21 protein-coding genes are annotated in these 24,604 nt (G+C 61.6%); 19 read left to right on the top strand and 2 right to left on the bottom strand.

Annotation, left to right across the window (positions count from 1 at the left end; genetic code table 11):
• The first annotated feature begins 143 nt into the window (after window positions 1-143).
• From JOD69_RS18035 to JOD69_RS18015, 5 genes are all read left to right on the top strand, one after another.
• On the top strand, window positions 144-1,349 hold the full coding sequence (locus tag JOD69_RS18035; protein ID WP_245245662.1) for an efflux RND transporter periplasmic adaptor subunit: 1,206 nt from the start codon (window positions 144-146) through the stop codon (window positions 1,347-1,349).
• On the top strand, window positions 1,346-4,414 hold the full coding sequence (locus tag JOD69_RS18030) for a CusA/CzcA family heavy metal efflux RND transporter (RefSeq protein WP_210024131.1): 3,069 nt from the start codon (window positions 1,346-1,348) through the stop codon (window positions 4,412-4,414). The genes JOD69_RS18035 and JOD69_RS18030 overlap by 4 nt, the downstream gene beginning before the upstream one ends.
• A 23-nt stretch (window positions 4,415-4,437) precedes the next feature.
• On the top strand, window positions 4,438-4,764 hold the full coding sequence (locus tag JOD69_RS18025; protein WP_156881379.1) for a P-II family nitrogen regulator: 327 nt from the start codon (window positions 4,438-4,440) through the stop codon (window positions 4,762-4,764).
• A gap of 592 nt (window positions 4,765-5,356) precedes the next feature.
• On the top strand, window positions 5,357-6,082 hold the full coding sequence (cmoA, locus tag JOD69_RS18020) for a carboxy-S-adenosyl-L-methionine synthase CmoA (RefSeq protein ID WP_156881378.1): 726 nt from the start codon (window positions 5,357-5,359) through the stop codon (window positions 6,080-6,082).
• Window positions 6,079-6,873, top strand: coding sequence for an isoprenylcysteine carboxylmethyltransferase family protein (locus JOD69_RS18015; RefSeq protein WP_156881377.1), 795 nt, complete (start codon window positions 6,079-6,081; stop codon window positions 6,871-6,873). Before cmoA ends, JOD69_RS18015 begins: the two co-directional genes overlap by 4 nt.
• Window positions 6,874-7,145: 272 nt before the next feature.
• Here the strand turns inward: JOD69_RS18015 and mgtA are convergent, their stop codons facing one another.
• Entirely contained in the window at window positions 7,146-9,725 is a 2,580-nt protein-coding gene (gene mgtA, locus JOD69_RS18010; protein WP_156881412.1) for a magnesium-translocating P-type ATPase, read from the bottom strand.
• A 635-nt stretch (window positions 9,726-10,360) separates the two neighbouring features.
• Between mgtA and JOD69_RS24795 the strand changes: the two genes are divergently transcribed.
• Genes JOD69_RS24795 through JOD69_RS18000 form a run of 3 tightly spaced genes read left to right on the top strand, consistent with a single transcriptional unit; the run spans window position 10,361 to window position 12,328 of the window.
• A complete protein-coding gene (locus JOD69_RS24795; protein WP_245245661.1) occupies window positions 10,361-10,531 on the top strand; it encodes a hypothetical protein in 171 nt (56 codons plus the stop codon).
• Between the two features lie 8 nt (window positions 10,532-10,539).
• Window positions 10,540-11,160, top strand: coding sequence for a TolC family protein (locus JOD69_RS18005; protein ID WP_348529968.1), 621 nt, complete (start codon window positions 10,540-10,542; stop codon window positions 11,158-11,160).
• A complete protein-coding gene (locus JOD69_RS18000; RefSeq protein WP_210024130.1) occupies window positions 11,138-12,328 on the top strand; it encodes an efflux RND transporter permease subunit in 1,191 nt (396 codons plus the stop codon). Before JOD69_RS18005 ends, JOD69_RS18000 begins: the two co-directional genes overlap by 23 nt.
• A gap of 326 nt (window positions 12,329-12,654) precedes the next feature.
• On the opposite strand, the gene JOD69_RS17995 is transcribed toward JOD69_RS18000, so the two are convergent.
• On the bottom strand, window positions 12,655-12,873 hold the full coding sequence (locus JOD69_RS17995; protein WP_156881375.1) for a hypothetical protein: 219 nt from the start codon (window positions 12,871-12,873) through the stop codon (window positions 12,655-12,657).
• A gap of 94 nt (window positions 12,874-12,967) precedes the next feature.
• Between JOD69_RS17995 and JOD69_RS17990 the strand changes: the two genes are divergently transcribed.
• Genes JOD69_RS17990 through JOD69_RS17940 form a run of 11 tightly spaced genes read left to right on the top strand, consistent with a single transcriptional unit; the run spans window position 12,968 to window position 24,558 of the window.
• Window positions 12,968-13,624 carry a cytochrome c3 family protein gene (locus JOD69_RS17990; RefSeq protein ID WP_210024129.1) on the top strand — a complete coding sequence of 219 codons (657 nt, stop codon included), beginning with the start codon at window positions 12,968-12,970 and terminating at the stop codon, window positions 13,622-13,624.
• A complete protein-coding gene (locus JOD69_RS17985) occupies window positions 13,621-16,725 on the top strand; it encodes a TAT-variant-translocated molybdopterin oxidoreductase (RefSeq protein ID WP_210024128.1) in 3,105 nt (1,034 codons plus the stop codon). Before JOD69_RS17990 ends, JOD69_RS17985 begins: the two co-directional genes overlap by 4 nt.
• A complete protein-coding gene (gene nrfD / locus JOD69_RS17980; RefSeq protein WP_210024127.1) occupies window positions 16,709-18,079 on the top strand; it encodes an NrfD/PsrC family molybdoenzyme membrane anchor subunit in 1,371 nt (456 codons plus the stop codon). Before JOD69_RS17985 ends, nrfD begins: the two co-directional genes overlap by 17 nt.
• Window positions 18,076-18,615: a DUF3341 domain-containing protein gene (locus JOD69_RS17975; RefSeq protein WP_156881371.1), complete on the top strand. Its 540-nt coding sequence runs from the start codon at window positions 18,076-18,078 to the stop codon at window positions 18,613-18,615. Before nrfD ends, JOD69_RS17975 begins: the two co-directional genes overlap by 4 nt.
• On the top strand, window positions 18,602-19,165 hold the full coding sequence (locus JOD69_RS25275) for a cytochrome c (protein WP_210024126.1): 564 nt from the start codon (window positions 18,602-18,604) through the stop codon (window positions 19,163-19,165). Before JOD69_RS17975 ends, JOD69_RS25275 begins: the two co-directional genes overlap by 14 nt.
• The gene (locus JOD69_RS17965) at window positions 19,162-20,283 is read left to right on the top strand and encodes a hypothetical protein (RefSeq protein ID WP_210024125.1); all 1,122 of its coding nucleotides are present in this window, start codon (window positions 19,162-19,164) and stop codon (window positions 20,281-20,283) included. The genes JOD69_RS25275 and JOD69_RS17965 overlap by 4 nt, the downstream gene beginning before the upstream one ends.
• Window positions 20,276-20,680, top strand: coding sequence for a hypothetical protein (locus JOD69_RS17960; protein WP_156881369.1), 405 nt, complete (start codon window positions 20,276-20,278; stop codon window positions 20,678-20,680). The genes JOD69_RS17965 and JOD69_RS17960 overlap by 8 nt, the downstream gene beginning before the upstream one ends.
• Before the next feature lie 4 nt (window positions 20,681-20,684).
• Window positions 20,685-21,638: a cytochrome c oxidase subunit II gene (coxB, locus tag JOD69_RS17955; RefSeq protein WP_156881368.1), complete on the top strand. Its 954-nt coding sequence runs from the start codon at window positions 20,685-20,687 to the stop codon at window positions 21,636-21,638.
• Window positions 21,635-23,263, top strand: coding sequence for a cytochrome c oxidase subunit I (gene ctaD, locus JOD69_RS17950; RefSeq protein WP_156881367.1), 1,629 nt, complete (start codon window positions 21,635-21,637; stop codon window positions 23,261-23,263). Before coxB ends, ctaD begins: the two co-directional genes overlap by 4 nt.
• Complete coding sequence (locus tag JOD69_RS17945) at window positions 23,223-23,897, top strand: cytochrome c oxidase subunit 3 family protein (protein WP_210024124.1); 675 nt, start codon at window positions 23,223-23,225, stop codon at window positions 23,895-23,897. Before ctaD ends, JOD69_RS17945 begins: the two co-directional genes overlap by 41 nt.
• Window positions 23,890-24,558, top strand: coding sequence for a c-type cytochrome (locus JOD69_RS17940; RefSeq protein ID WP_156881365.1), 669 nt, complete (start codon window positions 23,890-23,892; stop codon window positions 24,556-24,558). Before JOD69_RS17945 ends, JOD69_RS17940 begins: the two co-directional genes overlap by 8 nt.
• The last annotated feature ends 46 nt before the right edge of the window (window positions 24,559-24,604 follow it).

Raw genomic sequence — 24,604 nt, 5'->3', positions numbered from 1 at the left:
AAAATACTTCCAGTTCGCATCATCCCTCGCGTTGCCCGAAACCGAATTGCGCAAACTTGTATGCGGGTCTGGATTATTCTGTTTTTTCGGTATCACCATGGTTGCCGATTCATGAGGCCACGGACGACCTATCCGATGTTTCCATGCCTATGCTCGCAATTTCCAGCAAGTCCTCGACGGAGATGACTCGTCGGCTGCCCCGGTTGGCGGAACTCCTGCTGCTCCTGGGATTGGGCCTTGCCGCTTGCCACCAGAACGATTACCAGCCCAAGCGGGCCGTCGCGCCTTTACCGAAAGATGAAGTGATATTGCCGGCAGATTCCTCCAAGCGGAGCTATATCCAGGAACAAAGGGTAGAGCTCACCTCGGCCCCTTTGATGGAGCCCGTGGCGGGCAAGATCGCCTACGACGAATCCCGTACCGCCCGCATCTCCTCGCCCATTCCTGGTAGGGTGATCTCGACGCTTCCCGAGTTGGGAAGCACGGTCAACGCCCACGATTCGCTGGTGGAACTGGATAGCCCGGCTCTAGGCCAGGCCAAGGCGGATTATGCCAACGCCGTGGCCGATCAGCGGCTCGCCGAAGAAGCCTATCGGCGCGCCAAGATGCTTTATGAGAACGACGTGCTCCCGCGCAAGGAATTGCAGCAGGCGGAGGACAACCTCGCCCATGCTCGCAACGAGGCGCAACGGGCGCGAATGCATCTCGACAACCTGGGCGTGGCCGACGACCGGATCAATGACCGCTACGTGGTGCGAACACCCATCGCCGGCGTCATCACCGAGCGGCACGTCAATCCCGGCATGGAGGTGCGGCCGGATCTGGCGGAGCCGCTTTTCGTGGTGTCGGACCTCCATTCGCTATGGGTACTGATGAACGTATTCGAAAAGGACTTGGGGCTGATCCATCCTGGCACGCAGGTATGGGTGAGCGTGGCGGCCCACCCCGACCGGAAATTCGCGGCCACCGTCGAATACATTGATAAGGTGGTGGATGAAGCGACCCGCACGGTTAAAGTCCGCTGTAATCTGGCAAACCCGGACGGTGCGTTGCTGCCCGCCATGTACGCCACGGTCGAAGTGCAGAGCGATGCCGACAACCGGGCCATCGTCGTACCCTTGTCGGCGCTGATCACCGAGGGCGAGGGTGACCAGGTCTTCGTGTCCGTCGGTGACGGCCATTACAAGCGCCGCGACGTCAAGGTGGGCCTGAGGCTCCGTGACCGGGCGGTGATCGCCGAGGGGCTGAAGCCCGGAGAAGTCATCGTCAGTCAAGGCGCCCTGCTGCTCCGGACCGAGGAGGCTAACGAACAAGCAGCCGATCCCGAGTCCGGCACGCCAGGGCAATGATCTACCGCATTCTCGCCTTCTGCCTGCAACAGCGCCTGCTGGTCATCGGCCTTACTTTAGTGATCGTGGCGCTGGGAATATTCTCCTTCGAGAAACTGCCCATCCAGGCTTTCCCCGACGTGCAGAACGTGTTCGTCCAGGTGGTCACCCAATATCCGGGGCAGGCCCCGGAGGAAGTGGAAAAGGTCGTAACCCTCCCCATCGAACGAGAGATGAACGGCCTGCCGCACCTCATCAACATGCGTTCCGTGTCGATCTTCGGGCTGTCGGTAGTGACCCTGACGTTCGACGACGACGCCGAGGATTATTTCTCGCGCCAACAGGTACTGGAGCGCCTCCGTAACGTCAGCCTGCCCTCCGACGTGAACCCGGTGCTGGGCCCCCTAACCACCGGCGTGGGCGAAATCTACCGCTTCGTCATCGATGCCAAGGAACTGCCGCTGGTGGACCAGCGCGCCATCGAGGACTGGGTGGTGGAACCGAGGCTCCGAACCGTGCCAGGCGTGGCGGACGTGGTGTCCTTCGGCGGCGGAGTAAAGCAATACCAGGTTCAGGTCTGGCCGGATCGGCTCAAGGATTTCGGCTTGTCTATCGTCGACGTCTATCAAGCCATCGCCGACAACAACGGCAATACCGGCGGCGGCTATATCGAGCATGGCGACCAGGCTCTGGTGGTGCGCGGCGTGGGCCTTCTCGCCAGCGGGGACGAGATCGGCGACATCGTCCTGACCGCCCACGACGGCTCGCCCATCAAGGTCCGGGACGTGGCGGACATCGGCGTGGGACCCCAGCCCCGCACCGGCATCGTGGGCTACGACCGGCGCGACGACGTGGTGGAAGGCGTGGTGCTGCTGGTCAAGGGCAAGGACGCGATCAACGTGCTGGCAGGCGTGAAGGAAAAGATCGCCGAACTCAATAGCCACGGTCTGCCGCCCGGGGTCAAAATCAGGCCCATCTACGACCGCACCGAACTGGTCCAGCACACGGTGCACACCGTCGAGCACAACATGCTGGAAGGCGCCGTGCTGATCCTTGTCGTCCTGGTAGTCTTCCTGCGGAGCGCGCTGGTGGCGGCGGTGGTAACCCTGGTCATACCGCTGTCGCTGTTGTTCGCCTTCATCCTCATCGATGCGCGGGGCATCTCGGCCAATTTGATTTCGCTCGGAGCCATCGACTTCGGCATCATCGTCGACAGCGCCGTGGTGCTGGTGGAAGCGATAATGGTCAGGACCACCTTGGAAATGCACCGGGATCTGAGCCTGAACCACATGCGCCAGTCCATGCTCAACACCGCTGCGGAAATGGGCCGGCCGATCCTGTTTTCCAAGGCCATCATCATCACGGCATTTCTCCCCATATTCACCTTCCAGCGGGTGGAGGCCAAGATTTTCTCGCCCATGGCCTATACCCTGAGCTTCGCCCTTCTGGGTTCGCTCATCGTCAGCCTGACCCTGATACCCGTCCTGCTCAGCTTCATGCTTGGAAAGCGCCTCGAGGAGCGCCGTAATCCCCTGGTGCACTGGATGGAAACCCGTTACCGGCGCGCGCTCGAATGGGTATTGGCGAGGCCGAGGCCGGTGATCGGAGGCGCCGTACTGGCTCTGGCGCTATCCCTGAGCCTCCTGCATGTCATCGGCACCGAGTTCATGCCCAAGCTGGACGAGGGCAACATCTGGCTCACCGTGACACTGCCCACGCCCATTTCCCTGGATAAGGCCAAGGATATCGAGCGAAACATCCGGGAGCGCATCGAGAACTTCCCGGAAGCGCGAACGGTAGTATCCCATCTGGGCAGGCCCGAGGACGGCACCGATCCGAAAGGCTTCAATAACCTCGAAATCCTGGTGCCATTGCAGCCCAAGGGGACCTGGCGTTTTTCGCGCAAGGACGACCTGATCCGGGCCATGAACGATAAGCTGCTGGTATTTCCAGGCGTTCAGCTCAACTTCTCCCAGGCAATCCAGGACAATGTGGAAGAAGCCATTTCCGGAGTGAAAGGCGAAATCGCGGTGAAGATTTTCGGCGAGGACCTCAAGGTTTTGCAGGACAAGGCCGACCAGGTGGTGCGGATTCTCAAGTCCACGCGCGGTTCGACCGACGTGGCGGCGGAGCAGCAGGCGGGACTTGCTCAGGTGGTGATCCGCATCGACCGCGCCAAGATCGCCCGGCACGGCATCAACGTGTCCGACGTGGAAGACGTGCTGGAAATGGCGGTGGGCGGCAAGGCGGCTTCGCAACTTCTCGAAGGCAGCCGGCGTTTCGACATTGCCGTGCGGTTGACGGCCGACGGCCGCTCCTCGGTGGCGGACCTGGAAAACCTCACCGTCCGAGCGCCGGACGGCAGCCGCATCCCCTTGGGCCAATTAGCGGAAATCAAGGTGGACATGGGCGCTTCCCGCATCGGCCGCGAGGACAACATGCGGCGCATCGCCGTAAAGTGCAATCTCATCGGCCGCGACCAAGGCGGGTTCGTCCAGGAGGCGATGCCGCGCGTGGCGCGCGAAGTGGTATTGCCGCCCGGCTACCGCGTCGTCTGGAGCGGCCAGTTCGAGAACCAGCAGCGGGCCATGAAGCGGCTGTCGATCATCGTGCCGATCAGCCTGACCTTGATCTTCGTGTTGCTGTTCTGGGCCTTCCAGTCGGTCAAGCATGCCGCACTGATCGTCATGAACGTGCCTTTCGCCCTGATCGGCGGGCTCGTCGCGCTATGGCTTACGAGCATAAACTTAAGCGTTTCGGCGGCAGTGGGCTTCATCGCCCTGTTCGGCATCGCCGTGCAGAACGGCGTTATTCTGGTGTCGCAGCTCAACCGTTTGCTGCGCGAGGGACTGTCGTTGCACGAGGCGATCGTCTCCGGCGCCACCAGCCGCCTGAGGCCGGTAACCATGACTGCACTGATGGCGATGCTGGGCTTGTTTCCCGCCGCGCTGTCCACCGGCGTAGGCTCGGAAACCGCCAAACCGTTCGCCGTGGTCATCATCGGCGGGCTGGTCACGGCGACGCTGCTCACCCTGACCATCCTGCCCCTACTCTATCGCTATTTCGAGGAGCGTGTACGCCTCTGAAGGCAAACCCGCCGGGAACCGCCATGAAAGAAATCCGCGCTTATGTCCAACCCTACATTCTCAGCCGTCTCGTGCAGATGCTTGCCGAGATTCCCGATTTTCCGGGCATGAGCGTCAGCGATTGTGAAGGTTTCGGTCGGGACCGGATCGAAGCCGGCAAAGGCTTCACTCCCTTCGCCCTGAAGAAGCGGCTGGAAATCTTCACTCCGGATGAGTTGGTGGAGCCCATCGTCTCGGCCATCATGAAACACGCCCACACGGGCCACCCCGGAGACGGAAAGCTTTATGTGATCGATGTACTGGAAGGAAGTCGGATTCGAACGGGCGAAAGAGGAAAGGAAATCGTTTGAAGGTAGCGCTCCGAAATCGAAGTCAAGGCGCATACCTCCCTGAAGCACTACCCCGTCGTCCCGCGACAACGGACGAGACACAGTTCCCCCGATACCGCCTGCGTGTGTTCAGCGTAATCGCATTACCCGCGCGTTTTGAATTCGCCGCAAGCTGACCGGCCCGACAGCAGTTGACTCCGCAACGGCTAAGAGCCGTCGTTCCGAACCGCTTTTGACTCGGTGCGAAAGAACCTTCGGAACCGGTTGAACACCACCGTTTTATGTCCGGATAAGCGTTCTTGCTGACGTCTTGGGATGCGCTGCGTGCGCCTCAAGCAAGACAGAACAATAGGTCCGGAAAGTGTTGTGTGTGCGGCGCAATCCACGACCGTGTTTATCGGCACGATTTTTGCCTTAACCCGCGTGTCACAAATTCCCTGAAAAAGGCTCTTGTCGATGGATTCCGGTCGAGCGGCTCCGCCGTTCGCTACTGCCGCGGCCATCCAGCGCAAATCGCCGCGGCGGACTCTTCGTAATCCCGGACTTTTCGCCGGCTAGTTGTAATCAAGCGATCGAACTCGCAGCATTCGCAGAAAGGACAGTTAAAAAAACCATGACCAAAGACGATTTATTTAAAGAGCAACGCCCGCTGGTGATGGATTTCGATTTCGGAAAGGATACGGCCGAGGTTTTCGACGACATGCTGGACCGCTCGGTCCCGTTCTATGCGGAAATTCAACGCATGATCGGAGAGCTCGCGGGAGATTTCGCCGTACCCGGAACCAATCTTTACGACCTGGGTTGTTCGACCGGCACGACGTTCATGGGACTCGATCCGGTCGTTCCGGCAGACGTAAACTTCATCGGGGTGGACTCCTCGCCCGAGATGCTGAAAAAGGCTCAGAAAAAGTTGGAGCATTGCGGCCTTTCACACAGTCATGAACTGATCTGCCTCAATTTGGATAACGGCGTACCCATCCTGAATGCCTCGGTGGTCATCCTGAACCTGACGCTGCAATTCGTCCGTCCGCTCAACCGCGACCGCGTCGTTTCGAGCATCTCGCACGGATTGAACGACGGCGGCTGCCTAATTCTGGTCGAAAAAGTGCTCAGCCAGGACTCGACCATCAATCGGCTGTTCATCAAGCATTATTACGAGTTCAAGAAGCGCAACGGCTACAGCGAACTCGAAATTTCCCAAAAGCGGGAAGCGTTGGAGAACGTCCTGATTCCCTACCATCTCGGGGAAAACCGGGAACTGTTGCTGCGGAACGGCTTCAGATCGTGCGATGTCTTCTTCCGCTGGTACAACTTCTGCGGCATGGTGGCGGTGAAATGAACGTCGGTTCTCTGATTCACCGGTCGCTGTTGCATTCCGGACGCTTCTTCTTCCGCGTACGCAACGCCCTGTTCCCGGTCATTTTCCTGCTTTTTCTCATCTTGGTCAGACCGGCCGTATTCCTGGGCAATGAGAAGCTGGATGCCGTCGTTACGGCAGCCGGAATACTCATCGCCCTGGCCGGACAAGCATTTCGTTTGCTGGTCATCGGATATGCTTATGTCAGGCGCGGCGGCAAGAACAAGGAAGTCTTCGCCAACGAACTGGTTACCCGAGGCTTTTACGCCCATACCCGGAACCCCATGTACGTCGGCAACTTCCTGATCATCGCCGGCCTTAGCCTGCTCTACGGTTCCCCCTGGGTCTATGCCGTGGCGATACCCTTCTTCGCCTGGGTCTATCTCGCCATCGTCACGGCCGAGGAAGCTTATCTGCGGGATAAGTTCGGGGCGGTTTATGAGGCGTACGCCAAAAAGGTCAACCGCTTTTGGCCCGATTTGCGGGGTATCCGCGGGTCTTTGGCCGAATTCCGCTACGACTGGCGGCGGACGCTGGTCAAGGAATACAACACGCTCGTTTTCACCCTGGCCACTCTGTTGGGGCTTTTCGTCTGGAAGATGGCTTACGTGTACGGTTTAGAGACCCATCGGACCCTGATCCAGGTTCTGAGCGCCGGGTTCATACCGCTGGGTCTATTTTATGTGTCGGTTCGCTTCTTGAAGAAGACCCGCCACCTTCGACCGGAACGCAAGGCGGAATCGGAAACGGCAGTTCTCCGCACGACAAAATGACTTCGGCGGCGCCGGCCGGAGCCTTTTTTTACCGCGGTTTGGCGGTGCGGGTCGGACGATCGTAGGTCGGCAACCCATTGCCGACGCACGAGATTATGCAAGCGCCTTTGTCGGAAGGGGCGTCCTAGCGCTCCCCGGATGACCGTTTGCGATTGGAAGGGTCGCGACTAAAGCGACCGTTTGCGATTGGAAGGGTCGCGACTAAAGCGACCGTTTGCGATTGGAAAAGGATTGCCGGCCACTGACTTTTATATCGGCGAATCGAAGTGGCTCTAGGCGGAATGATTTGAAGGTTCCCTGTATCGGCCGGCCAGCGGCTTTCTCCCGCGATCGAACCGCCTGAAAAACCATCGCTTGATCGCCTCGACCAGCGCCAGATAAACCGCCACGATCAGTACCAAAATTCCGAATAAAGCCAAGGGTGGCTCCGCAAACCCGAAATAATGCCCCAGCGGCGTGAACGGCAGCCCGGCAGCAACGCCGACCACCGCCAGCGAGGTCATGAGCAGCCAGGGATGCGGACGGCTCTTGAACGGATTGCGCCGGGTGCGGATGACAAAGATGACCAGCACCTGGGTTGCGAGCGACTCGACGAACCATCCGGTTTGAAACAGCAATTCGTCAGCCTTGAATACGACTAGCAGAAGATAGAAGGTCAGAAAATCGAACAGCGAACTGACCGGACCGATCACGAGCATGAAATTGCGGATGAACGCCATGTCCCAGCGCCTCGGCTCTCTCAGAAACTCCTCGTCCACTTGATCCATGGGGATCGGCACCTCCGAAGCATCGTAGAGAAAGTTGTTGAGCAGAATCTGGGTCGGCAGCATCGGCAGGAACGGCAGCCACACGGAGGCGCCGGCCATGCTGAACATATTGCCGAAGTTGGAGCTGGTGCCCATCATGATGTACTTCATGATGTTGCCGAAGGTGCGCCGCCCTTCCAGTACGCCGTCGTGCAGCACCCTGAGGTCCTGTTCGAGCAGGATCATGTCGGCGGCTTCCTTCGCCACGTCCACGGCGCTGTCCACGGAAACGCTGACGTCCGCCATGTGCAGGGATGGCGCGTCGTTGATGCCGTCGCCGAGAAACCCCACCACCCGCCCGCGCTGCTTGAGGGCCAGAATGATCCGGGTCTTCTGGTTCGGCGTCACCCGGCAGAACAGATTGTTCCTTTCGACGACCGCCGCCAGGGCGTGGTCATCCATCTCGGCGATCGCGGCTCCCATCAGCACGCCCTTTATGGGAATGCCGAGCTCGTGGCAGAGATGCTGGGTGACCCACTCGTTGTCGCCGCTGACGATTTTCACCTCCACACCGCTCCGCACCAGCCGCGTCAGGGCCTCTCCCGCGTCGGGTTTGGGCGGATCGAGAAACGCGGCAAAACCGGCGAACACCAGTTCGCTCTCGTCGTCCACCACGGCGTGCTGGTGGCTCTTGTCCACTTCCCGAAAGGCGATGCCCAGCACGCGAAATCCTTGCTTGCTCAGTCCGGCGAACCGCTCCGCGACCCGGCTGCGGGCGGCCTCGTCCAGAGGCTGGATGGTTCCGTGATCGTTGGGTAGGAAGGTGGTGGACAGATTCAGAATGTCTTCGGGCGCGCCCTTGACCACGATCAGCCGCCGCGCGCCGTCGTCCACCAGCACCGAGACCCGGCGCCGCTCGAAGTCGAAAGGCACTTCGTCGATCTTGGTCCAGCCGCGGACGTCGATGTCCCCATGGCGCAGAATCGCCTCGTCCAGGGGACTTCTCAGGCCGGTTTCGAAATAACTGTTGATATAGGCCAGCTCCAACACCCGGCGGCTGTCGCGCCCTTCGGCATCCAGGTGTTTTTCGAGCCGTATGCGCGCCTCGGTCAAGGTGCCGGTCTTGTCCGTGCACAGAACGTCCATGCTGCCCAAGTCATGGATGGCGGCAAGCCGTTTCACGATCACTTTCTTGTCCGCCATGCGCAGGGCGCCGCGGGACAGGGTGACCGACACCACCATGGGCAGTAACTCGGGTGTCAGCCCCACGGCCAGCGCGATGGCGAACAGGAAGGTCTCGAGCCAGGGCCGATGGAAAAACGTATTGACGAAGAGCACGAATAGCACCAGCAGAAACGTGATGCGCATCAGCAGCAGTCCGAACTGGCGCGTGCCGTATTCGAAAGCCGTGGGCGGCGGCCTCTTGTCGAGCGATTCCGCAATCTGGCCGAGAAAGGTACTCATACCGGTGCGGCAAATCAGAACACGCGCCGTGCCGCTGATGACCGAAGACCCCATGAACACCGCATGTACGGCCGACTCCGGATCGCTCCCGGCCGGCGCCTCTCCGGCGCTTTTCTCGACCGGATAAGGCTCTCCCGTGAGCTGCGCCTGACTGACGAAAAAATCGCGCACCTCCAGAACCCACCCGTCTGCGGGCACCCGGTCGCCGGCCGACAAAAGCACGACGTCGCCCGGTACCACGCCCGCCACCGGAACATCGGTCGGAGTGCCGTCCCGTATCACCCGTGCGGTGTTCGAAATCGAATCCCGAAGTCGTTCCGCCGCACGGTCGGCGCGATATTCTTGAACGAAATCCAGTGTGACGCTGGCCAGCACCATCACGCAAATGATGACGAAGCTGGTTTCCTCGTGAACGAAGGCCGAAACCGCGGCGGCGGCGACCAGCAGCAGCACCAAGGGGTTCTGAAACCGGCTCAGGAAAGCCGCAACCGCCCGCCGACGGGCGTGATTTCTCAGCACATTCGACCCATGCTGCTTCAGCCGTTGTTCAGCATCGCCTTGTGCTAGCCCGGTCGGCCCGGCATTTAGCCCGGAAAAGAGTTTCTGAAGAGGTTGGTCGAGGAAATCTTTCGAGGCCGGCATGGTTTCAGAACGTCTTCGGATATGCATAGGGGAATTTTGTCGGTACTGGGATCGATTAACCTAAAAAACGGCAATTAGACCGTGCAAAATCCCGTTCACCCTGATGTATAGAAGGGTGAACGGGATTTTGCACGGTTCACCGAAGCGGTGTGCGAGTGGCGGCCGTTCATGCTTCTATACATCAGCACGAACGGCCGCCACTCGCTTCAACTGTCGTTTTTAGGATTACTGATCAGGCCCGTAAATACCCTCCCGGCATTTCGGACCGCTGCCAAGGCCGGTACACGCTTAGGGATTGCTCACACGGCACGTCGTCATGCCGGATCGACCCGGGCCTATCCTGCTCCGCATCGCCGCGCTCGAAGCCGAGCAAATACCTCCTCGGCGGCAATTAAGCTTACGCCGAAAAACCGGCCTTGGTGCAATGGGCTGCTCTCAAACACGAGCGCCGCTTTTGATCCGGCTAAGCTCCGGTTCTCCAGCGTATTCCTGAAGAAGCGGCGGACCGCGGGGCAGCACCGGCACCGGGCAAGGCTGAACTTTGAGACGAAATCCCGGTCATCCATGCAAAGGGAATTTCTTCGGAACGGCTTACACCGGTTGAATACCGCCTTCCAGTGACTCAAGGAACAACGATGGGCTGGAATCTCGGCTTCGGCAGGCTACCAATGGTTCTGCTGATTTTTTCTGCGCTCGCGACCGGATGCATCAAGGTCGGCCCGGATTACGCCCAACCTCCCGTGGCCACGTCGGCGAGCTGGCAGGACGCGCAGGACCCGCGGCTGAAGACGAATGCCGTGGAGTAGAGGAACTGGTGGAAGGTCTTCAACGATCCACCCTCGACCGGCTGATCGGCGCCGCTTATCGCCAGAATCTACCCTTGCGGATGGCCGGAGTGCGCGTCTTGGAAGCCCGTGCCCAGCTCGGCGTGGTGGGCGAGTTGTATCCCCAAGTGCAGCAGGCATTCGGTGCCTTGCAATACAACCGGCTGAGCGAAAGGGCCGTACAGGGATCATTTTCAAGGATATTCAATTACACCCAGTCGCAGATCGGCCTGACCGCGAGTTGGGAACTGGATTTCTGGTGCCGGTTCCGACGGGCGGTGGAGTCCGCCGATTACACCCTCCTCGCCAGCTTGGCGGATTACAATAATACCCTCGTCAGCCTGACCGCCGATGTAGCGCTCAGCTATATCCTGATCCGCACCGCCGAAAAGCGGCTGGATATCGCCCGGCGCAACGTGGAAACCCAGTGGGAAAGCCTGCGCATCGCCGAGGCGAGATTCCGGGGCGGCACCACCTCGCAGCGGGACGTGGAGCAGGCCCGGGCCGTGTTGGCCAGTACCGAAGCCACGATCCCGGCGCTGGACATCACCTTGCGCCAGAGCACCAAGTGGCGCGGGGCCCTACAGCATGCAGATCTGGCTGGACCCTAATAAGCTCTATCATTTCGGCCTGACCACCCTGGACGTGGTGAACGCCATCCAGGGCCAGAACGTGCAGGTGGTGGCGGGGCAGTTGGGAGCGCCTTCGGTGCCGTCCGAGCAGGCATTCCAGTTCACCGTCAATGCGCTCGGCCGGCTGGAGGACGTGTCGCAGTTCGAAAATATCATCGTCAAGAGCGCCCGCGCCGAAACGCCCGAGATCGTGCGCATCCGCGACGTGGCTCACGTGGAACTGAGCCAGCAGAATTACGCTAATTTTTCCGCGACGCGAGGACACCGGTCGGCCAATATTCCGATCTTTTCCTTGCCCGGCGCCAATGCCCTGGATATCGCCGACCGGGTGCGGGAGGCGGTCGCGGCCATGAGCCGCCAGTTCCCGCCGGGTCTGAAATACGAGATTCGCTACGACACCACGCAGTTCGTGCGGCAGACCATACGCGACGTCTATGAGACCCTGTTCGAAGCCGCCATGCTGGTGCTCATCGTGATCATGGTGTTTCTGCAAAATTGGCGGGCGATGCTGGTTCCGGCGACCACCGTCCCGGTGACCATTATCGGGGCCTTCGCGACAATGGCGCTGCTCGGCTTCGGCATCAATCTGATGGCCCTGTTCGCCCTAATCCTGGCCATCGGTATCGTGGTCGACGACGCCATCATCATCGTGGAAAACGCCTCGCACTATTACGGGCTCTCGATCACCTTGGTGTTTCTGGTGCTCGCCGCGCTCTGCGAAAGCCGGACGACTCCGGCGGCGGTCATCCTGGCGGTGCCCATGGCTCTGGTGATCCGGGGTCTGGACAATGATCTGTATATCCAGATCGGGCTCGTCCTTATGATCGCGCTGGCCAGCAAGAACGCCATCCTGGTGGTGGAGTTCGCGCGGCAGCTGCGAACCGAGGGAATGTCCATCGTCGATGCCGCCGTCGAGGCGACGCGTCGGCGGTTCCGCCCCATCATCATGACCTCCTTCGCCTTCATCCTAGGGGTCGCGCCTCTCCTGATCGCCACCGGCGCCGGCGCAGCCAGCCGGCAATCCATCGGCACGGTGGTGTTCGGCGGGATGCTCGCTTCGACCTTGTTGGCTATCCCGTTCGTCCCCGTGTTTTACGTACTGACGCAGCGGTTGAGCGAATGGTATGCAACCCGGCGGTCGGAATGATCCGGTAGCTAGGGCAGCGCAAGTAGGTGCCGCGAAAGACACGTTCGCCGGCAAAGAATCTTCGGCCTACGGGTTTCCCGATGCCTGCCGCCGTGCCGATATACCGCGATGAAACACGCTCCAAGCGCCAGTCCGTCGGCGCATCGCGGATATTACCTATAGCTCGCAGGCTCTCCTTGATGCATTATTGTTAGGCTTCGGATGCAGGATCATCTCAAGAGATCGAAGAGCCGACGAGGGATTGTCGACCTACAGCTTTCTAGGCGCCGGTTTTCCAACCTCCGCGGCCATGCCGTGGCGAAGAATGTTCCGACCCGAAGTCTCGATTACCCTAGAAACGGCAGTTGGGCGTGCCCGAGTGTGCTGCGGGTGGGTCGGATGGCAAGCCTATCCTGAGCCCCGTCGAAGGGGCGCGACGAGGCCGCAGGGTAGTCTCCCGCAGCGAGGAGCAATGCCGCCAGGCGGCCCGCCCGCCGTGCAATCGGGTGCGTAGCGGTTTCACCCAACAGGTGAGGTCCATGCCAGGCAAGATGTTCAGGATTCATCGGGCTTTTCTGGCGCATCGAAGCGGTCAACTGTCGTTTCTAGGATTATGGACCGCCGCACAGGTTATTTAGCCGCAAACGGAGCTGCGCGCTGATGGGACAGATCTTCCGACCGAGAGCCAACAGCTTTGCGCGAATCGCGCTCTTGGGGTTGGCTCTTCTCATCGTTCTGCCTTTCTGCATCGGTTTCGCGCTGGTCCGCTCGCCCTATCTGACCGGCGTCGACGACGTCCCGCATCAACCGGTACCCTTCAGCCATCAGCATCACGTCAGCGGTCTCGGCATCGACTGCCGCTACTGCCATACCTCGGTCGAACATGCGGCGTTCGCCGGCATCCCGCCGACCGAAACCTGCATGACCTGCCATTCTCAGATCTGGACCGACGCCGCCGTGTTGGAACCGGTCAGGAAGAGCTGGCGGACCGGTCAGCCGCTCCGTTGGACGCGGGTCTACGACCTGCCCGACTTCGTCTATTTCAACCATGGCATCCATGTCAGCCACGGCATCGGCTGCACCACCTGCCATGGCCCCGTGGGCCGGATGCCGCTCACCCGGCAAGCCACGCCCCTGTTCATGTCCTGGTGTCTCGACTGCCACCGCGCGCCCGAGAAGTACGTCCGGCCGCGGGAACACGTATTCGATCCCGACTGGACGCCGCCTCAAAATCAATTCGCTCAAGGCCGGCAATTGGTGCATGAATACCAGATCCGGGTCGGACAGCTGATCCATTGCTCCGTGTGCCACCGATGAAAAGAAAAACGCCATATCGAGTCGTAGGTCGGCAATCCTTTGCCGACCAAAGTGTCGGGAAAGGATTGCCGACCTACAGCAGCCTTGAGCGTTACACCGCATCGGAACATGCCTTGCCGCCGTTGAAGCCGGACGACGGCTGCCCTTTGTGGCGCAGCCTGGAGGAATTGGCCGATACCGAAGTCTTTCGGGAATTCGCGGACCGGGAGTTTCCCGAATGGACGGATCTTTGGCTGACACCGGTGAAACGCCGCCGATGGCTCCAACTGATGGCGGCTTCGCTGGTGTTCGGCGGACTCGGCGGCTGCGGCAGGCCTCCGCGAGAAGAAATCGTGCCTTACGTTAGGGCGCCGGAACACATGGTGCCGGGGAAGCCGCTTTTTTTCGCGACGGCACTGACGCACGGCGGATATGCCCAGGGCGTGGTCGTCGAAAGCCATACGGGCCGCCCGACCAAGGTCGAGGGCAATCCGCGGCACCCGGCGAGCCTCGGCGCCACCGATATCTTCTCGCAGGCCGCGGTACTGAGCCTTTACGACCCCGACCGCTCGCAAACCGTGACCAACGGCGGGCAGCTCAGCCATTGGCAGGCGTTCGTCGAGCACCTATCAGCGCAAAGAGACCAATGGGCGGCCCGGCGCGGCGCCGGTTTCCATGTTCTTACTGAGACCTTCACGTCGCCGACGCTCAACCAGCAGTTGCACGATTTCCTCCAAATGTACCCGAACGCGCGCTGGCACCAATACGATCCGATCGACCGCACCAACCACCTGGAAGGAGCGCGGCTGGCCTTCGGCCAAAAAGTGGACACGGTGCACCGTTTTGACCGGGCGGCGGTGATTCTGTCCCTGGATGCGGATTTCCTCACCGATACCCCGGCACGCACCCGCTATGGACACGACTTCATCGAAGGGCGGCGCGTCCGGCGCGGCAACGCCACCATGAACCGCCTTTATGTTCTGGAATCCACGCCGACACCGACCGGCGCCATGGCGGACCATCGCTTGCCGGTCCAAGCCGGGCGCATGGAAGCCGTCGCGCGGTCATTGGCCGCCGGACTGGGCCTTGCGGATGCTCCGGATAGTGAAGATGTGCCGATACCCGAACGGCAGCTGGACATCATGGTCCGCGATCTTTCGGATCACCGCGGCAAGAGCATCGTGATCGCCGGAGAGCACCTGTCGCCGGCGGTACACGCCGTGGTTCAGACGATCAATCAGGAGCTCGGAAACTTCGGCCGCACCGTGACCCATATCGACCCGGTCGTTTCGGCCCCTGACGATAGCCGGGGTAGGCTCCCAGCCTTGCTCGACGACATTCTCACCGGCACCGTGCAAACCCTCGTCATCCTCGGCGGCAATCCGGCATACGCGGCCCCGACCGACCTCGAGGTCGAACGAATCTTGCGCCGGGTGCCGCTGCGCATCCATTGGGGCTTGTACGCGGACGAAACCGCCGAGCTCTGCCATTGGCATATCCCCGCACTGCACGAACTGGAGAGCTGGAGCGACGCCAGGGCCTATGACGGCACCGTCTCTCTGGTGCAGCCGTTGATCGCGCCGCTCTACGGCGGCCGCTCTGTCCACGAATTGATGGCGCTGCTGATGGGACAAACCGGACGGTCGGACCATGACCTGGTGCGGGCTTACTGGCGAAGCCGTCACCGCGGCTCCGATTTCGAGTTGTTCTGGAAGAAAGCGCTGCAAGACGGCATTGTCCCCGATACCGCCGCGACGCCGAAAACCGTCTCGGCCCGCGCCGATGTCGCCAAGTCGCTGCCGCCGCCACGCAAGACTTCCGATTCATCGCTCGAAATCCGGTTCCAGCCGGACCCGAGCATCGGCGACGGCCGCTACGCGAATAACGGCTGGCTTCAGGAGCTGCCGAAACCGCTCACCAAGCTCACCTGGGAAAACGCCGTGCTGCTCAGCCCGAATACGGCTAAGCGCCTGGATCTCGCGACCGGCGACCTGGCGGCACTGAATTACCGGGAGCGCCGATTGACCGCCCCGGTCTGGATTATGCCCGGACACGCCGACGATTCCGCCACGCTTTATCTCGGTTATGGTCGCAAGCGGGCCGGACATGTCGGCAATCATACGGGTTTCGATGCCTATCGGCTGCGGGCTTCCGATGCGCCCTGGTTCGATTACGGCCTAGTCCTCCGCAAAGCCGCACGGCCGCACGGCTGGCTGAACCGGTTGCCTTCGACCGGAAACGTCGCGTTGGCCACGACGCAGCGTCACCATACGCTGGACGGCCGCGAGCTGGTGAAGGTACTCACGCCGAAGACGCTTGCGTCGGCCGGTGCGGAACCCGCCAAGCCCAATCCGTCGCTCTATCCCGAATACCGATACGAAGGCTACGCCTGGGCCATGGTGATCGACCTGAACGCCTGCATCGGCTGCAATGCCTGCGTCGTCGCCTGCCAGGCCGAAAACAACGTCCCCATCGTCGGCCAGGAGGAAGTGCGGCGCGGGCGGGAAATGCACTGGCTCAGGGTCGACCGGTATTACGCCGGGGAGCCCGAGAATCCCGAGACCTATTTCCAGCCGGTCCCCTGCATGCATTGCGAGAAAGCCCCGTGCGAACCGGTCTGCCCGGTACAGGCGTCGATTCACGATTCGGAAGGGCTCAACAATCAGGTCTACAACCGCTGCGTCGGCACCCGGTTCTGCCAGTCCAACTGTCCCTACAAGGTCCGCCGCTTCAATTTCTTCGCCTATACGGAAGCGGCCGCCACGAATGAAGGCGCACTCAGTGTCCGGGCGGTGCGGAATCCGGATGTGACCGTGCGGAGCCGCGGCGTGATGGAAAAATGCACTTACTGCGTGCAGCGCATCAGCACGGCGCGGATAGCGGCGGAACTGGAACACCGCCGCATTCGCGAGGGCGAGATGCAGACGGCCTGTCAGGCGGCCTGCCCGACCCGGGCCATCATCTTCGGCGACCTGAACGCGCCCGGCGGCGAGGTCGCCGCGCTCAGAACCGAGCCCCACCATTATGCCCTGTTGTCGGAACTGAACACCCAGCCGCGCACTACCTATCTCGCGAGACTGCACAACCCGAATCCGGAGTTCGACCATGAGCCGGGACATTGAGCAGCGAACGGACCCGGAGCGAGCGACCGTTCTGCGCTCGGATCAGGACTATGCCTCGATCAGCCGAGCGATCAGCGACAGCGTGCTGCGCCCCACGAGCCGAGGATGGTGGCTGGGGTTTTGCCTGAGCGGCTTGGGCGTCCTGATCTTCATCGCCGCCGCCGGCTATCTCTTCTACGCCGGGGTGGGGATCTGGGGCGTCAACACCACCGTCGTCTGGGGCTTCGCCATCATCAATTACGTCTGGTGGATCGGCATCGGCAACGCCGGCACCCTGATCTCCGCCATGCTTTACCTCGCCCGCCAGCCCTGGCGCACCTCGATCAACCGGTTCGCCGAGGCCATGACCATCTTCGCGGCCTCCATCGCCGGTTTGTTTCCCATTCTGCACCTTGGCCGGCCGTACCTGTTCTACTGGCTGGCGCCCTATCCCAGCACCATGGGCGTGTGGCCCCAGTTCCGCAGTCCGCTGGTCTGGGACATGTTCGCCATCGCCACCTATATCATCGTGTCGGTCCTATTCTGGTACACCGGGCTGATCCCGGACTTGGCCACCCTGCGCGACCGTGCCCGGAGCCGCGCGGCGCAATTGGTTTACGGCGCCTTCGCTCTGGGCTGGCGCGGGTCGGCGGCGCACTGGAGGCATTACGAGAGGGCCTACCTCATCCTGGCGGCGCTCGCCGTGCCGCTGGTGGTCTCGGTGCACAGCGTGGTCGGCTACGACTTTGCGACCGCGCTCATGCCCGGCTGGCGCTCGACCCTTTTCGCGCCCTACTTCGTGGTCGGCGCGATGTTTTCCGGATTCGCCATGGTCATCGTCATCACCATCGCCCTGCGCGCGGCTTTCAGGCTGCACGCCTTCGTTACTCCGCGCCATCTGGACGCCATGGCGAAAATCCTGCTCGCGGCATCGCTGATCATGGGGTACGCCTACGGCATGGAAGCGTTCATGGCCTGGTACGGCACCGATGCGGACGAATGGCGCCAAACCGTCACGACCGCCACCGGGCCGTATGGGCCCGCCTATTGGGGCATGCTGTTCTGCAACGTCGCCGTACCGCAGCTGTGCTGGTCGGCGCGCATCCGGCGCAGCATCCCGGCGCTGCTCGTCGTGGCTATTCTGGTGAATATCGGGATGTGGCTGGAACGCTATGTCATCGTGGTGAACATCCTGAGCCAAGGTTTCATGCCTTCCCAATTCCGACTGTATTTCCCGACCGTCTGGGACTGGGCCACGATGCTCGGCAGCTTCGCGCTGTTTCTCTGGTTCTTTTTCCTGTTCGTCCGGTTCGTGCCCATGGTGCCCATGCACGAAGTCCGCAAACTCGCCCATGACCTGGGAGAGCGATCATGAGCCCGAACCCCTCCTTGCTGGCCGAATTTGGAACCGCGGGCCAGTTCCTGGACGCCATAGGCCGGACCCGCGCCGCGGGCTACCGCCGTATCGGCGCTTACGCGCCTTTCGCCGTGCCGGGGCTCGACGAGGCGCTGGACCTGCCGGCATCCCGCCTGCCCCAATGGATGCTGATATTCGGCATTTTCGGAGGCGCCTCGGCCTTTCTGCTGCAGGCCTACCTGGCCGCCGTCGACTTTCCCCTCAACGCGGGCGGACGGCCTTATTTCAGCTGGCCGTCCTTTACCCTGGTAACTTTCGAGTTCACGGTGCTCGGAGCTGCCCTAGCCGGCTTCTTTGGGATGTTGGCGCTCAACGGTCTGCCCCGGCCCTACCACCCGATCTTCGATGCGACAAATTTCGACCGGGCGAGTCAGGATCGATTTTTCCTGATGATCGATTCCGACGATCCCGAGTTCGATCCGTATTCCACTCGCCGGTTCTTGGATTCGTTGAACCCGATAGCCGTTACCGAGGTGAACCGTGAAGCCGGGTAAACGCGGTTTCCGCCGCCTCTCGATGCTTGCGGGAATGCTCGTTCCATTGCTCCTGAGCGGCTGCGAACGGGACATGGCCGATCAGCCCAAATACGAACCGCTGGAGGCGGCCCCCGGTTTTCCGAACGGCCAGTCCGCCCGTCCCCTCGTCGAAGGCACCGTGGCGCGCGACACCGTTATCGAACCCCGCCCGGAACGGTCCCGGTTGCCGATGACCGAAGCGGTGTTGAAACGGGGACGGGAGCGCTACGACATCTATTGCGCCCCTTGTCACGGCCGGGCCGGAGATGGCCAGGGCATGATTCCCGAACGGGGACTTACGCGGCCGCCTTCCTACCATAACGACCGCTTGCGGAATGCCCCCGACAGCCATTACTACGATGTCATCACCAAGGGCTTCGGGGTCATGTTTTCCTACGCCAACCGGGTCGCGCCAGAGGACCGCTGGGCCATCGCCGCCTACATCCGCGCCTTGCAACTCAGCCAGCATGCGACGCGCGAAGACGTTCGCGAGGCGGGATTGGAGGATAAACTCCGGGAGGCCAAATGACGGAAACCGCGCACCTACGGATTCGGCCTGTCCTGCTTCTGCCGATGGCAGGTGTTGCGTTCGGCGCTTGCCTGTTGAGGATGTGGTGGGCGCCGGAAGCTTTTTTCCGAGGTTATCTCCCGGCCTGCCTGTTCTGGATCGGGCTGCCGCTGGGCTCGCTGGCCCTACTGATGATCCACCGCTTGACGGGCGGCGGATGGGGGAGCTTCATCCGCCCCATCCTCGAAGCCAGCGCGGGAACCCTGCCCGTCAACGCGGTACTGTTCCTGCCGCTGACCTTCGGCTTGGCGCGCCTCTATGCCTGGGCCGGACCCGATTGGACGGCGCTCGCCATTTCCGGAGGACAGGCGAGCTATTTACGGCCGGGCTTCTTTTTGATCCGTGAAGCGACGGTTTTCGTGCTTTGGTTCTGTCTGGCGTCCGCCTTGGAGCTTTGGCGCAACAAATCCGCCGAAGCCCGTCTCGACCGCCGCAGCGCGCTCGGCCTGATCGTCTATGGTCTGACCGTGACCGTATTCGGCATCGATTGGGTCATGTCGCTGGAACCCCGCTGGACCTCGACCAACGTCGGATTTCTCTCGGCCGTCAATCCCATGGTCGCCGCTCTGGCGTTCGCTGTTCTGGCCCGGTGCCTTCTGACGCCGGCCGGCCGCAACACGGTCGGGACACTGGCGTCGCTGTTTCAGGACTTGGGCGGCTTGCTGCTGGCTTTCGTGCTGCTCTGGAGCTATCTGGCGTTTCAGGAGTATTTGACGATCTGGTCGGAAAACCTGCCCGACAAGGCGATGTGGTATGTCCAACGCTTCAACGCCGGCTGGCGATGGTGGACCTGGGTCATGGCCGCCGTCTGTGGTGGGCTGCCGTTTGCTTTGCTGCTGTTTCGTACGCACAAGCGCAACCCGAAGCGTCTGATCTGGGCCGCGGGGCTGGTGCTCGCGGGCAATGCACTCGATGTTTATTGGCTGGTGCTGCCGAGCTTTTACCGGAGCCCAGGCGAGCTCAGCCCTCTTGATGCCCTGCCCTTTATCGCGGTCGGCGGATTCTGGCTTTCGGCCTTTCTCTGGACCTTGCCGCGCGCCCTGGCCCAGTCCGAACCGGAGAGAACACCCCATGGCTGAACAAGACCGCGGCATCCCGCCTATCCTGACCCCCGAAGCAGGCGAAGCCGACATCAGCACCAAGGCGCTGATCGCCGCCGTGATCATCTTCCTGGTGGTGGTGATCGTCGCGAGCGCCGGCGCCTGGCTGTTGATCAAGCGCTGGGCGCATATCGAACCGACGCCTGCCCTCCCCCCCTCGCCGCAGCCCACCGTCCAGACCGAGCCGCCGCTTCAGATCGCGCCGGCGCTGGACCTTCAGACCTTACGGCAACGGGAGGATCGCCTGCTCCGGAGCACCGAGTGGATAGACCAGGGCGCCGGCATCGCCCGTATTCCGATCGAGGACGCAATGGCCTTGCTCGTCAAACGCGCCCGGCGGGACAACGAGCCGCGCCGGAACCGTCCGGGAGACTGACGCCATGGCCGGTGCGGACGCCGTTTCCGATACCCCGCTGCTGCCGGCGGCGTCCACCCTGGCCGAACGGGTGGATACGCTGTTCTTTACCCTGACCGGGCTGGATGCGCTCATGGTCCTGGTCCTGAGCGGCCTCATCATCGGCTTCGCAGTTTACTACCGGCGCAACGCCCGCGTGAACCGCACCACCGACGTCCCGGAAACCAAGACCGAGATCGTCTGGAGCCTCGGGCTTTTGGCGGTCTTTCTCGCCATTTTCGTCTGGGCCGCTCACCTTTACGTCGAGGAGGCCAGTCCCCTCAACAATGCTTTGGAGATTCACGCCATCGGCAAGCAATGGATGTGGAAATTCCAGCACCGGAACGGACGGCACGAAATCAACGAACTCCACGTTCCCCTGGGTGTGCCCGTGAAAGTCGTCCTGGCGACCCAGGACGTCATCCACAGCTTTTTCGTGCCGGCCTTCCGGGTCAAGCAGGATCTCGTGCCGGGGCGCTACCGGACGGTCTGGTTCACCCCCAGCCGGATCGGCCGCTATCACCTGTTCTGTGCCGAATATTGCGGTCTGGATCATTCCCGCATGCGCGGCCAGGTCATCGTGATGGAACCGGCCGAGTACGAAACCTGGCTGGCGGGCGGGGGCGGTGCGGAATCATTGCCGGTCCAGGGCGAAAAGCTGTTTTCCAGCCTCGGCTGCATCGTTTGTCACGGCGCCGGCAGCAGGGTCGCGGCGCCCTCGCTGGCCGGCATCTTCGGGAAACCGGTGCCGCTGAAGGGCGGTCAAACCGTGATCGCCGACGAAACCTATATCCGCAATTCGATCCTGACGTCGGAAAAACAGGTCGTCGCCGGCTACGAGCCGATCATGCCGAGTTTCGCCGGGCGCGTGACCGATTCCGATTTGACCCGGCTGATCGCCTACATCAAATCCCTTTCCGGGGAGGAAGGACGCCCATGACCACCGCCGCCGTCAGCCCGCCCAAAAATTACCTCAATCGCGACTACGGCATCGCTTCCTGGCTCACGACCATAGACCACAAGCGTATCGCCTGGCTTTATCTGGTCTCGATCACGGCTTTCTTTTTCTTCGGCGGCGCGGCGGCGACGCTGATCCGCCTGGAACTCGCGACGCCCGCAGCCGATGTGGTGGAAACGGAAACCTACAACCGGCTGTTCAGTCTCCACGGCATCGTGATGGTCTGGTTTTTCCTGGTTCCGTCGATTCCGGCGACGCTCGGCAATTTCTTGATTCCGCTGATGATTGGGGCGCGGGATGTGGCGTTTCCGCGGCTGAATCTCCTGAGCTGGTATTTGTACATCGTCGGCGGAGTCTTCACCCTCGCCATGGCGGTCGCGGGCGGCGTGGATACCGGCTGGACCTTCTACACGCCTTACAGCAGCCTGTTCGCCAACGGCCAGGTGGTGCTGGCCGTGGTCGGCGTGATCGTCACCGGTTTCTCGTCCATCCTGACCGGGCTCAATTTCATCGTCACCGTACACAAGATGCGGGCGCCGGGACTCCATTGGACGCGCCTGCCCCTGTTCGTCTGGGCCAACTACGCCACCGCCATCATCATGGTCCTGGCGACGCCGGTCCTGGCCATCACCCTGCTCCTGATCGCTCTGGAGCGGATCCTCGGCATCGGCATCTTCGATCCGAAAGTCGGCGGCGATCCGGTGCTGTTCCAGCATCTCTTCTGGTTCTATTCGCACCCGGCAGTCTACATCATGATCCTGCCGGGCATGGGCGTGGTGAGCGAAATCATCACCTGCTTCGCCCGAAAACGCATCTTCGGCTACGACGGCATGGCCTTCGCGCTCCTCGCCATCGCGCTGATCGGCTTCCTGGTGTGGGGCCATCATTTGTTCGTGGCCGGCGAGTCGGTCTATGCGGGCGTGATTTTTTCGCTGCTCAGCTTCATGGTCGCCGTGCCTTCGGGAATCAAGGTGTTCAACTGGGCCGCGACGCTGTACAAAGGCTCGGTCTCGTTCGAAACGCCCATGCTGTACGCCATGGGGTTCGTCGGACTTTTCACCGTCGGCGGGCTGACCGGGATCACCGTGGCCGCCACGGCGGTGGACGTGCATGTCCATGACACCTATTTCGTCATCGCCCATTTTCACTACATCATGGTAGGCGGCATGGTGATGGCCTATTTCGGAGGACTGCATTTCTGGTGGCCGAAGATGACCGGCCGGATGTATCCCGACGTGTGGGGGCGCGTCGCCGCGATCACCATCTTCGTCGGCTTCAATCTCACCTTTTTCCCGCAATTCGTCCTGGGTTATCTCGGAATGCCTCGCCGGTATCACACCTACCCGGACGAATTCCAGCTGCTCAACGTGCTTTCGTCGGCGGGTGCGCCGGTTTTGGCAATCGGTTATCTGCTGCCCTTGGTCTACCTTCTGTACTCCCTGAGATGGGGTCCCGTCGCCGGTTCCAATCCATGGGAAGCCAAGGGTCTGGAATGGCAAACCCCGTCGCCGCCACCGGAACACAATTTCGACCGGCTGCCGATCGTTACCGAGGAGCCTTACGCCTATGGCTTACCGAAGCGTGATTCCGACGCCGCCCGAGGCTGAGGCAAAGCCCGCCCCGCAGTTCGACAGCCTGCGCCAGCAGTACGAGGCGGACACGCTGGGGATATGGATTTTCCTGGCTTCGGAAATCCTCTTTTTCGGCGGCGTTTTCATGACCTATACCGTCTATCGGGCGGCCTATCCGGAGGCTTTCGAAGCCGCCAGTGGCCGTCTCGATCTTCTGCTGGGCGGGATCAATACCGCGATTCTGCTGACCAGCAGCCTGACCATGACCTTGGCCGACGACGCGGTTCTGCCGCGAAACCGGAAGGCCCTGATCGGCTGGCTGGCGGTAACCGCGGTTCTGGGCGCCGTTTTTTTGGCCATCAAAGGCGTCGAGTATTCCCTGGAATTCGGCGCGCATCTTGCGCCCATATTCGCCCGGCCTTTCGAATTTCCGGAGCCCCATACCGAGCAGGCACGGCTGTTCTTCAGCTTCTATTTCGCGCTGACCGGGCTCCACGCCGTTCATCTTTTCATCGGCATCGTGGTGGTTCTGATCATGCTGGTGCTGGCGATCCGCGGAGCTCCGCGGCTCGAAGCCAAGGTGACCATCGCCGGGCTCTATTGGCATCTGGTGGATTTGATCTGGGTGTTCGTGTTCCCGCTGCTGTATCTGGCCGCCCGCCATGGATGAGAGGACACGCCGAAATCACCTTCTGGTCTGGCTGCTCCTCTTGGGCCTCCTGGGACTGAACATCGCTTCGTCATTTCTCGACTTGGGGATTTTCAACCCGATCCTGACGATCGCCGTCGCGGCCCTCCAGGCGTTCATCATCGTCACTTTCTTCATGTATATGCGATCGGCCGCGCCGGTGCCGAGGATCGCCGCCGCGACCGGATTTTTCTGGCTGCTGCTGATGATCGGCTTGACCCTGACCGATTATCAAACCCGCTTCGAGGACATCGCTCTTGGCCGCTTATTGCCGGAACCCGGATGGGAGTCTCCAGCCGTCGGCCAGGTGCCGAATCCCCTGTCCGAATCGGGGTATTCGCCCGCGCATCGACCACCGACGCCCGACGCTGCCGCCCCCGATGCGGCTTCCGGCGAACGCATCTATGCATCGGTCTGCATCGCCTGCCACGGCGAAGGTCTCGGCGGCGCCCCGCGCACGGGAGACAAAGCCGCCTGGCTGAAACGCGCGGAGCAAGGCGTGGATAGCCTGGTTGCCCATGCGGTCAACGGCTTCAAAGGTATGCCGCCCAAAGGCGGACATCCGGAATTGAGTGAACAGGACGTCCGTAACGCCATCGGCTATATGCTGTACGCCTCCGGCATCGAATTGCCGAAGCGCTAAAGCAATCGCGGGAATCGCGGCAAGCCTTCCGGTATTGAGCAATCGG

It is taken from the genome of Methylocaldum sp. RMAD-M (genome assembly GCF_017832375.1).
Taxonomy (GTDB): Bacteria; Pseudomonadota; Gammaproteobacteria; order Methylococcales; family Methylococcaceae; genus Methylocaldum.
Note: the sequence above shows the minus strand (reverse complement) of the source record. Positions and strands in the feature narration are given on the sequence as shown.

What these genes read in the sequence shown, in the direction of transcription:
- JOD69_RS18035 (WP_245245662.1), top strand. Translation starts at nt 144, where the DNA reads ATGCCTATGCTCGCAATTTCCAGCAAGTCCTCGACGGAGATGACTCGT.
- JOD69_RS18030 (WP_210024131.1), top strand. Translation starts at nt 1,346, where the DNA reads ATGATCTACCGCATTCTCGCCTTCTGCCTGCAACAGCGCCTGCTGGTC.
- JOD69_RS18025 (WP_156881379.1), top strand. Translation starts at nt 4,438, where the DNA reads ATGAAAGAAATCCGCGCTTATGTCCAACCCTACATTCTCAGCCGTCTC.
- cmoA (WP_156881378.1), top strand. Translation starts at nt 5,357, where the DNA reads ATGACCAAAGACGATTTATTTAAAGAGCAACGCCCGCTGGTGATGGAT.
- JOD69_RS18015 (WP_156881377.1), top strand. Translation starts at nt 6,079, where the DNA reads ATGAACGTCGGTTCTCTGATTCACCGGTCGCTGTTGCATTCCGGACGC.
- mgtA (WP_156881412.1), bottom strand. Translation starts at nt 9,725, where the DNA reads ATGCCGGCCTCGAAAGATTTCCTCGACCAACCTCTTCAGAAACTCTTT.
- JOD69_RS24795 (WP_245245661.1), top strand. Translation starts at nt 10,361, where the DNA reads ATGGGCTGGAATCTCGGCTTCGGCAGGCTACCAATGGTTCTGCTGATT.
- JOD69_RS18000 (WP_210024130.1), top strand. Translation starts at nt 11,138, where the DNA reads ATGCAGATCTGGCTGGACCCTAATAAGCTCTATCATTTCGGCCTGACC.
- JOD69_RS17995 (WP_156881375.1), bottom strand. Translation starts at nt 12,873, where the DNA reads ATGAATCCTGAACATCTTGCCTGGCATGGACCTCACCTGTTGGGTGAA.
- JOD69_RS17990 (WP_210024129.1), top strand. Translation starts at nt 12,968, where the DNA reads ATGGGACAGATCTTCCGACCGAGAGCCAACAGCTTTGCGCGAATCGCG.
- JOD69_RS17985 (WP_210024128.1), top strand. Translation starts at nt 13,621, where the DNA reads ATGAAAAGAAAAACGCCATATCGAGTCGTAGGTCGGCAATCCTTTGCC.
- nrfD (WP_210024127.1), top strand. Translation starts at nt 16,709, where the DNA reads ATGAGCCGGGACATTGAGCAGCGAACGGACCCGGAGCGAGCGACCGTT.
- JOD69_RS17975 (WP_156881371.1), top strand. Translation starts at nt 18,076, where the DNA reads ATGAGCCCGAACCCCTCCTTGCTGGCCGAATTTGGAACCGCGGGCCAG.
- JOD69_RS17965 (WP_210024125.1), top strand. Translation starts at nt 19,162, where the DNA reads ATGACGGAAACCGCGCACCTACGGATTCGGCCTGTCCTGCTTCTGCCG.
- JOD69_RS17960 (WP_156881369.1), top strand. Translation starts at nt 20,276, where the DNA reads ATGGCTGAACAAGACCGCGGCATCCCGCCTATCCTGACCCCCGAAGCA.
- coxB (WP_156881368.1), top strand. Translation starts at nt 20,685, where the DNA reads ATGGCCGGTGCGGACGCCGTTTCCGATACCCCGCTGCTGCCGGCGGCG.
- ctaD (WP_156881367.1), top strand. Translation starts at nt 21,635, where the DNA reads ATGACCACCGCCGCCGTCAGCCCGCCCAAAAATTACCTCAATCGCGAC.
- JOD69_RS17945 (WP_210024124.1), top strand. Translation starts at nt 23,223, where the DNA reads ATGGCTTACCGAAGCGTGATTCCGACGCCGCCCGAGGCTGAGGCAAAG.
- JOD69_RS17940 (WP_156881365.1), top strand. Translation starts at nt 23,890, where the DNA reads ATGGATGAGAGGACACGCCGAAATCACCTTCTGGTCTGGCTGCTCCTC.